Here is a 9,194-nt window from a genome sequence, read left to right as displayed (position 1 = left end):
CACGCTGACGGTGTCGGCGACGCAAGCGGATACGGCGGGCAATACCTCCACCGCAGCGACTCAAACCATTACGCTCGATAACGCGGCGCCTTCGGCGCTGACTATCACCACGCCGATTGAAACCGATGGACTCGTCAGTGCGGCGGAAGATAACGATGTGCTGATCGCAGGTTCGGGCGCGGAAGCAGGCAATAGTGTGACCGTGACCATCACGGACAACAACAGCTCTGTGAGCCGGACAGTGACCGCCGACAGTTCAGGCAACTGGACGCTGAGTGGCAGTGAGCTGGATGTCAGCGGCCTGAACAATGGCACGCTCACCGTGTCGGCGACGCAAGCGGATACGGCAGGCAACACATCTAGTGCAGCAACGCAAAGCATTACACTTGATAATGTTACGCCATCAGGCCAATCCGTCGCTATCGACCAAACACTGATCAACCGAGACAATGAGTCGGCACTTAGCTTTACCTTATCGGGCTTGGAAGGGTCTGGCACATTTACCTATCAAGTCAGCGATGGCACCAATACTGTAACAAGTAATAGTGCTACAACAATCACTGGAAGCAGCCAGCAGTTGACAGGCGTTGATGTGAGTACCCTGGATGAGGGAACTTTGACACTGACCGTGACGGTATCTGATGAAGCGGGCAATGCCGCTGAAGGTGTCACTGCTACAGTGACTAAGCAATATAATGTTGCTCCGGTGCTATCGGGTACGCCTGCTACCACTGTAAACGAAGATGAGGCATATAGCTTTACTCCGACACTGACAGACTCGGATGATGGAGATACACACACTTATAGCATTGTGAATAAGCCAGACTGGGCAGAGTTCAATACAACGACGGGCGCCCTTACCGGTACGCCCACGGATAGTGATGTTGGCACACATGCAAATATTCAAATTTCAGTGTCCGATGGCACTGATCAGGCAACGCTGACAGCATTCAGTATTGAGGTGATAAATACCAATGATGCACCGGTTGGGCAGGCCTTTACCTTCACGTTAGACGAAGAAGCAACACTGACAGTCACTGCGGCTAATGGTTTGTTAAGCACTGCTACGGATGATGATACGGATAGCGGAGACACCTTAACGGCGAGTGCCGTAAGCCAGCCACAATACGGCCAGTTGACGCTGAACACAGATGGCAGCTTTAGCTATCAGCATGATGGCAGTGAAAACCACAGCGATAGCTTTACTTACCAAGTCACCGACAGTAACAATGCAACGTCTGCAACCCAAACGGTTACACTAACTATCACACCGGTTGCGGATGCGCCAACTGTTGTAGACGACTCAGCAACCACAAATGAAGATACCGCGGTTATTTTCGATTTGCTTACTAATGACAGCGATCCGGAAAATGATTTGGTCGAGGCTTCAGCTGCTATTGCAAGACAACCTGGCAAAGGGTCTGTAACCATTGTGAATGGTGTTGTAACTTATACACCAAATGCCAATGAAACGGGCCAGGATACCTTCACTTATACGGTTAAAGATGCGGCACTTAATACATCCGCTGAAGCAACTGTGACAGTGACTATCACGGCTGTTAACGACCAACCTACAGTTCAAAACTTCACTGTCTCAATAGACGAAGACAATGCCAGCAACGCAATAGCCGTACGTGCCGGCGCCAGTGATGTTGAGGATGGTACGCCTTCGGGTGATATTGCCCTTGCCACGCAACCTTCAAAAGGCAGTGTAGCCATAGATCAGGAAGCCGGTACTTTGGTGTACACGCCAAATGCAAACGAGACGGGCACGGATACCTTTACTTATACAATTACTGACAGCGAAGGAAGTACCTCTGAGTCAGGCTCAGTTACGGTGAATATAGGTGCCGTGAACGACCGTCCAGTTGTTGCTGATGACAGCGTGACCACCAATGAAGATGTTAGCGTGATGCTTGACATACTTGCCAACGACTCGGATGTTGAAGACCAAGGGTTCAATGGCGCTAATGTTACTCTGGAAGATCAGGGGAGCGGTGCAGGTAGTTATGCCAAAGCAGATGTGAGCATACAGACAGACGGCACATTGCAGATAGCACCTAAACAAGACGAGACTGGTACCTTTAGCTTTACTTACACGTTGACCGACAGCGAAGGTCTTAGCTCAGATGCAGCCACAGTGACAGTGACGCTGACGCCAGTCAATGATGCGCCTGTTGCTGCCGATAATGTTGCACAACTCATGGAAGAGGGCTCGTTTGAAGTCAATGTATTGGGTAATGACACCGATGTAGACGAAAACGATAGCTTTGATGTATCCAGCGTTACTGTGGTTCAGGCCCCCAGCAGTGGTCAGACCCAAGTCACGACTGCTGGTGCAATTATTTATACACCTAACACTAACTTCTCCGGTGAAGATACCTTCACCTACACGGTAGCAGATGCCGCCGGCGCAGTGTCGAATGAAGCGACAGTGACAATGACGGTGACCGCGGTGAATGATGCACCAGTACTGTCTGGTACACCTGCAACTGAGGTTAACGAAGACAGCGCCTACAGCTTCACCCCAACCGCAACGGATGCGGATGCTGATACGCTGACCTTTAGCGTTCAGAATTTACCGTCGTGGGCTAGCTTTGATACCGCCACCGGTGCATTGACTGGTACGCCAGATAATGATGATGTTGGCGCATATCAGGGGATTGTGATCAGTGCAACAGACGGCACTGAAACTGTGAGTCTGACGGCATTTGATATCACAGTGGTGAATACCAACGATGCGCCTACAATATCAGGCACACCAGCGACCAGTGTTAGTGAGGACGCTGCATACAGCTTTACACCGACAGCCAGTGATGTGGATGCGGGCGATAGCTTGACCTTTAGCATTGCGAATCAACCTGACTGGGCAAGCTTTGATACGCAAACGGGCACGCTTTCGGGTACCCCTACGAATGATAATGTAGGTACATTCTCGGATATCGTGATAAGCGTCAGTGATGGTACAGAAACAGTCTCATTGGCTGCCTTCTCGTTAACCGTTACCAATACCAATGATGCCCCCGTCATATCTGGCACGCCTGCGACCAGCGTGAATGAAGACACTGGATATAGCTTTGTTCCCACTGCGTCAGATGTTGATAGTAACGACACCTTAACCTTTAGTGTCACTAACCTGCCATCCTGGGCAAGTTTCTCTACCTCAACGGGCGCGATAACGGGCACTCCTGCTAACAGTGACGTAGGAACTTACCAGGGGATAGTGGTCAGTGTTACTGATGGTACGCAAACGGCGAGTCTGGATGCATTTGCAATTACGGTTGTGAATGTCAATGATGCACCTGTTATTTCCGGTACACCTGAAACATCTGTAAATGAAGACGCGGCGTACAGCTTTACGCCGGTTGCATCGGATATTGACGGAGACAGCTTAACCTTCAGTATTGCGAATCAGCCAACATGGGCAAGCTTTGATGCGCAAACGGGCACCCTGTCAGGCACACCGAGCAACAGCGATGTGGGTACTACAAGCGACATTGTGATCTCGGTGAGTGACGGCACGACATCGACTTCCCTGACGGCGTTCTCGCTCACGGTTGTTAATATCAATGATGCACCAGAAATCAGTGGCACACCGGCGACCAGTGTGAATGAAGACGCCAGCTATAGCTTTACACCGACTGTATCAGATGTGGATGCAGGTGATGTGCTGGTCTTCTCTGTCAGTAATCTACCCAGCTGGGCAAGCTTTAATACCTCAACGGGTACGCTTTCGGGCACACCGAGCGACGCAGATGTGGGTACCGACACGCAAATCGTGATTACGGTTTCAGACGGCAGTGCACAGCAGTCACTCAGTGCCTTTGATATTGAGGTTATTAATACGAATGATGCGCCGACGGCTCAAGACTATAGCTTTGGTCTTGATGAAGGACAGCTGTTGACCGTCACAACCACGTTGGGCTTACTCAGCAACGCCAATGACGATGATTTAGATAGCGGCGACAGCCTGTCTGTGAGTGCGCTGTCACAGCCTCAACATGGTGTGCTGACCTTAAATGCTGATGGCAGCTTTAATTATCAACATGATGGTTCGGAAAGTACCAGCGACAGTTTTACCTTCCAGGTCACGGATGCGCAAAATGCAGTCTCCGCAACACATACTGTGTCGTTAACAATTAACCCGGTAGAGGATGCGCCGACAGCGGTTGATGACAGTGCAACGACAAATGAAGATACAGCGGTACAAATAGCCCTGCTGGACAATGACAGTGACCCAGAGGGGAATATGAACGCAGCTTCCGCTGTTGTTGTTACTGCACCCACTAAAGGGGCTGTGTCCATTGTTAATGGCATAGCAACTTACACGCCAGCCAGCAACGAGAATGGCCAGGATAGCTTCACTTACACGGTTGCTGATACTGCGCTTAATACCTCTGAGCAGGCAACGGTTGTTGTGACGATCACGCCTGTAAATGATGCACCGGTTGCAGCAAACTTAACCATCAGCACTGACGAAGATACCCCGTCAGCGGCATTGGCTGTACGCGCAGCAGCGACCGACATTGAAGATGGTGTCCCAACTGGGGAGCTCACACTGACCAGTACACCAAGTCTTGGTTTGGTCACGCTGGATCAGGAAGCAGGTACTTTAGTCTATACACCAAACACCAATGAGGTTGGGGAAGAGACCTTTACCTACACCATTACTGACAGTGACGGGCTGGCCTCGGCTTCAGCCAACATTACTGTCAATATTGGCGCTATCAATGACCGCCCGGTGGTCGGTGACGATTCAGTAACCACAGATGAAGATGTTACAGTTGTTCTCGACATTCTTGCCAACGATTCGGATGTAGAAGATCAGGGCTTTAATGGTGCGAATGTCACGCTGGAAGATCAAGGCAATGGTGCCGGTAGCTATGCCAAAGCTGACGTTACTATCTTGGCTGATGGCACCTTGGAGATTGCGCCTAAGCAAGACGAAACAGGCTCTTTCAGCTTTACCTATACATTAACAGACAGCGAAGGGCTTGCTTCGTTACCGGCGACAGTCACCGTCACTTTAACCCCTGTGAATGACGCCCCGGTAGCGGTCGACAATAGTGTTGAACTGCAAGAAGAAGGGTCGTTTGAAGTTAACGTGCTGGGCAATGACTTTGATGTGGATGAAGGAGACAGCTTCGACCTGAGCAGTGTCACCGTTGTGAGTGCAGCTCAGAATGGTCAAACAACAGTGACAGCACAGGGCACCATTGTTTATACCGCCAATACAAACTACTTTGGTAATGACAGCTTCACCTATACGGTGAAAGATCAGGCTGGCGCGGTATCAAATGAGGCTACTGTAACACTGAGTGTCACACCGATAAACGATGCGCCAGTTGTCGAAGGGCAGGTATTATCACTCAACGAAGATGATACGCTACTAGTTACGCTCAGTGGCACTGATCCGGATGCGGATGTACTCACATACAGCATAGTGTCAGGGGTATCGTCGGGCTCACTACAGCAACAGTCTGATACAACCTGGTTGTATACGCCGAATGCTGACTTTAATGGCTCAGATAGTTTCAGCTTTATGGCAAATGACGGTGCGCTTGACTCAAATACAGCCACTGTGTCTCTAACGGTTAATGCTGTTAATGATGCGCCTGTGATTACTGGTACGCCTGATACCTCTGTGGTACACAACACAGCATATAGCTTTACTCCACAAGCTTCTGATACTGATGGAGACACTCTGACGTTTGCCATTACCAATCAGCCTGTCTGGGCGCAGTTTGATACTGCAACTGGTACACTATCGGGTACGCCGGGCAGAGATGACGAGGGTGTATACAGCGATATCGTGATTAGTGTGAGTGATGGTGTAACACAGACCTCTCTGAGTGCATTTGATATTGAGGTTCAGTTTGTTAACAACCAGCCGGTTGCAAACAATATGGACGTGGTGGTTAACGAGGATGGCACAACCAGCTTTGTAGCAGATACAACGGACGAAGATGGCGATACCGTTACGGTATCCATTGAGCGTCAGCCGGTAAATGGTTTACTTGTACTACAGGGTAATACTTTCACCTATACGCCGTTTGGCAACTTTAATGGCCTGGACAGCTTCAGTTATATTGCTAATGATGGCAGTCTGAATTCGACAGCTGGCGAAGTGAAGATCACTATAAATGCGGTCAATGATTTGCCACTGGCAGTGAATGACAGCTTTGTGTTTGAACCACAGGCCAACAATACTTACACACTTGATGTACTGGCGAATGATACCGATGCCGATGCGGGAGATGTGCTGAAAATTGTCGGCGCTAAAGCCTCTGTAGGTAGCGTGTCTATCGTTGATGGGGCGCTATCCTATGTGGCTCAGGCGGATACCCAAGGCTTGATTGTCATCAACTACCTGATAGAGGACAGCCAGAAGGCGCGCAGTAAGGCAACGGCTCAGGTCAGGATCAATTCAGCTCCGGTGACAGCTTTGCCAGTGATTACTGTACCTGAAGATGTGACTATCAATGCAACAGGACTATTTACTAAAGTGCCTCTAGGCACAGCAACCGCAGTAGATGGCAATGGCAACACATTGGCAGTGTCCTTGGTGGATGGCTCTACTTTGTTTGCTCCAGGCACGCACTTTGTGTATTGGCAGGCAACAGACAGCCAGGGACAACAATCTATCGCGACGCAAAATGTATTTGTGAACCCGCTTGTTTCGCTTGAGAAAAACAGTGAAGTAGCGGAAGAGCAAAGTCACACGGTCAATGTGTTCCTGAATGGCCCAGCGCCAAATTATCCGGTGACCATTCCTTATACTGTTTCGGGAACTGCCGACGCAGCAGACCATGATTTGGTAGATGGTCAGGTGGTGATTGAGTCTGGCACCTCAGCTCAAATCAGTTTCAATATCTTTGGTGATGGGGTCATAGAGGGCAACGAAAATATCGTCATCACATTGGCCGATTCGTTGAACCGAGGAGCCAAATCGTCCACGACGGTAACCATTGTTGAAGAAAACGTCGCACCTACCGTCTCCGTCAAAGTGGAGCAGGCTGGTGAAGTACGTTCATTGCTGACGATTAATGATGAGCTGGTCACGGTGACAGCTACTGCCAGAGATGCGAATCCGCAGGATAACGTGACGCTGGCTTGGAATGCTGTTGATAATGCACTGACCGATCAGAGCGCAGAGGAAAATACGTTTGTATTCAGTACCTCAGAGTTAGCAGAGGGTATTTATCAGTTGACGGTGACCGCAACAGATGACGCCCAGCCTAGCCTTTCTTCCAGAAGAGATATTTATCTTGAGGTGGTTGCTGAACTACAGGCGCTAACTCAAGTGGATACCGATGGTGACTTAATTCCAGATGATGAAGAAGGTTACGTCGACTCGGATGGCGATGGCATACCTGACTTCCAGGATGCCATCACTGAGTGTAACGTGATGCAGGAACAAGCTGCTGAGTCTAATCAGTTCCTAGTTGAAGGCGAGCCAGGTGTTTGTATACGTAAAGGTGCAACCGTGGCGCAAAACTCAACAGGTGGTGTTCAGCTGCTCGAAAGTGAACTGCCAGGCGATGAAAATGCGGTAAATATCGGTGGCCTGTTCGACTTTATTGCAACCGGGTTACCACAGGCAGGAGACACCTACACCATAGTTATCCCGCAGCGCAGACCTATTCCTGCAAACGCGGTGTATCGTAAATTTAAAAACGGTGGTTGGGTTGACTTTGTGGTGGCCGACGGCAATGCAATATTGTCTGCCAAAGGTGAACCTGGATATTGTCCTCCTCCAGGTAGTAATGAGTGGACCGATGGCATCACAGAAGGTGATTGGTGTGTGCAATTGCAAATTGTTGATGGTGGTGCTAACGACGACGATGGCATTGCCAACCGCAGTGTCGTTGACCCAGGTGGTATAGCTGTTCCCAGAACTGATAATACCTTGCCTGTGGCTGTTGCAGATGAGGTGACCGTTGCATCGGGACAACAGATAGTAATAGATGTACTGGAAAATGATACTGATGCAGATGGTAACCCATTGATGATCACCGGGGCGACGGTTGACTTTGGTACGGTGCGTATTGAAGACAATAAGCTGGTTTATATGCCACCTGCAACTTTCGTCGGTGTAGCTACCATTGAATATAGTATTTCAGATGGACAAGGCGGAACCTCAAACAGCCAGGCGATTGTCAATCTGACTGTAAATAGTGCGCCTAAAACAACACTGGATCTTGCTTCGACAAACGACCAGACGACGTTGGTACTTGATGTACTTGCCAACGACACTGATGCGGAAGGGGATGCACTATTCCTGATAAGCGCTGTCGCGACGCATGGTCAGGCAACAGTGAACATCGATGGCACACTCACCTATGTGCCCAAAGTTGGCTTCTCCGGTGAGGATGTGATTGTTTACCAGGTCAGAGACAGTAATGGGGCTGTCAGCCAGGGCATAGTGAAAATAACAGTATCAGCTTATCAGACTGTGAGTGTGGAGAATTCATCTTCGGGTGGTTTAGGAGGACTATTAGTGATCATGATGTCGGCATTAATTTTGCGCCGTCGTAACAGTAAGTTACCTGCATATACGCTGTTAACTACCAGCTGTTTATTGGCAAACCCTGCATTAGCAGAGCAGTGGCGTGTGCAGGCGACAGTCGGCCAGGCTGAGGCAGATTATCAGGCTCCGTCATCTGTTGGTGGATTAACCGTTGGTGCGGTAGATGATAGTAGTGAGTCTTGGTCAGCTGGGGCTTTTTACGAGCTAATGCCAAAGTGGCAGGTTGGCGTCCGTTTCATAGACCTGGGTCAGGGGCGTTTGTCGCTTAGCGGCCAGTCACTGACGCCTGATACCGTTCATGAGCTAGTTGCGCGCGCAACGCCGGTACTTCCAGAAGGGTTTGCGCTACAAACAGGCTATGAGTTATTGCGTCATGAACGCTTTAGCGCGGAGCTGTTTTTAGGGGCATTTGATTGGAAATACCAGATAGACAGTACCCGTAATAGCAAGCATTTGCGCCAGTACGAAAAAGAAGGGACCAGTGCTTATGGTGGTATTACACTAGGCTATGATGTCTTTGATAATACGGCAGTTAACATCAGTTACAGCTACTACAACCTAAGTGAAAATGCGATTAGTGAGATTTCAGCCGGGCTTAGCCTGAGGTTCTGATTTCTTGTTCACTGTAACCAGGGGGGCTAAACTGCCCCCTGGTTATTTGCAT

1 protein-coding gene is annotated in these 9,194 nt (G+C 49.6%); it reads left to right on the top strand.

Annotated elements, in window-relative coordinates:
- The coding region (locus CWB98_RS03740; protein WP_138543612.1) for an Ig-like domain-containing protein at positions 1–9,142 on the top strand (9,142 nt) is incomplete at its 5' end.
- Positions 9,143–9,194: the final 52 nt, after the last annotated feature.

This window comes from Pseudoalteromonas rubra (assembly GCF_005887115.1).
GTDB lineage: Bacteria > Pseudomonadota > Gammaproteobacteria > Enterobacterales > Alteromonadaceae > Pseudoalteromonas > Pseudoalteromonas rubra_F.
The sequence above is the reverse complement of the archived record's forward strand: the minus strand, read 5'-3'. Positions and strand labels throughout refer to the sequence as shown.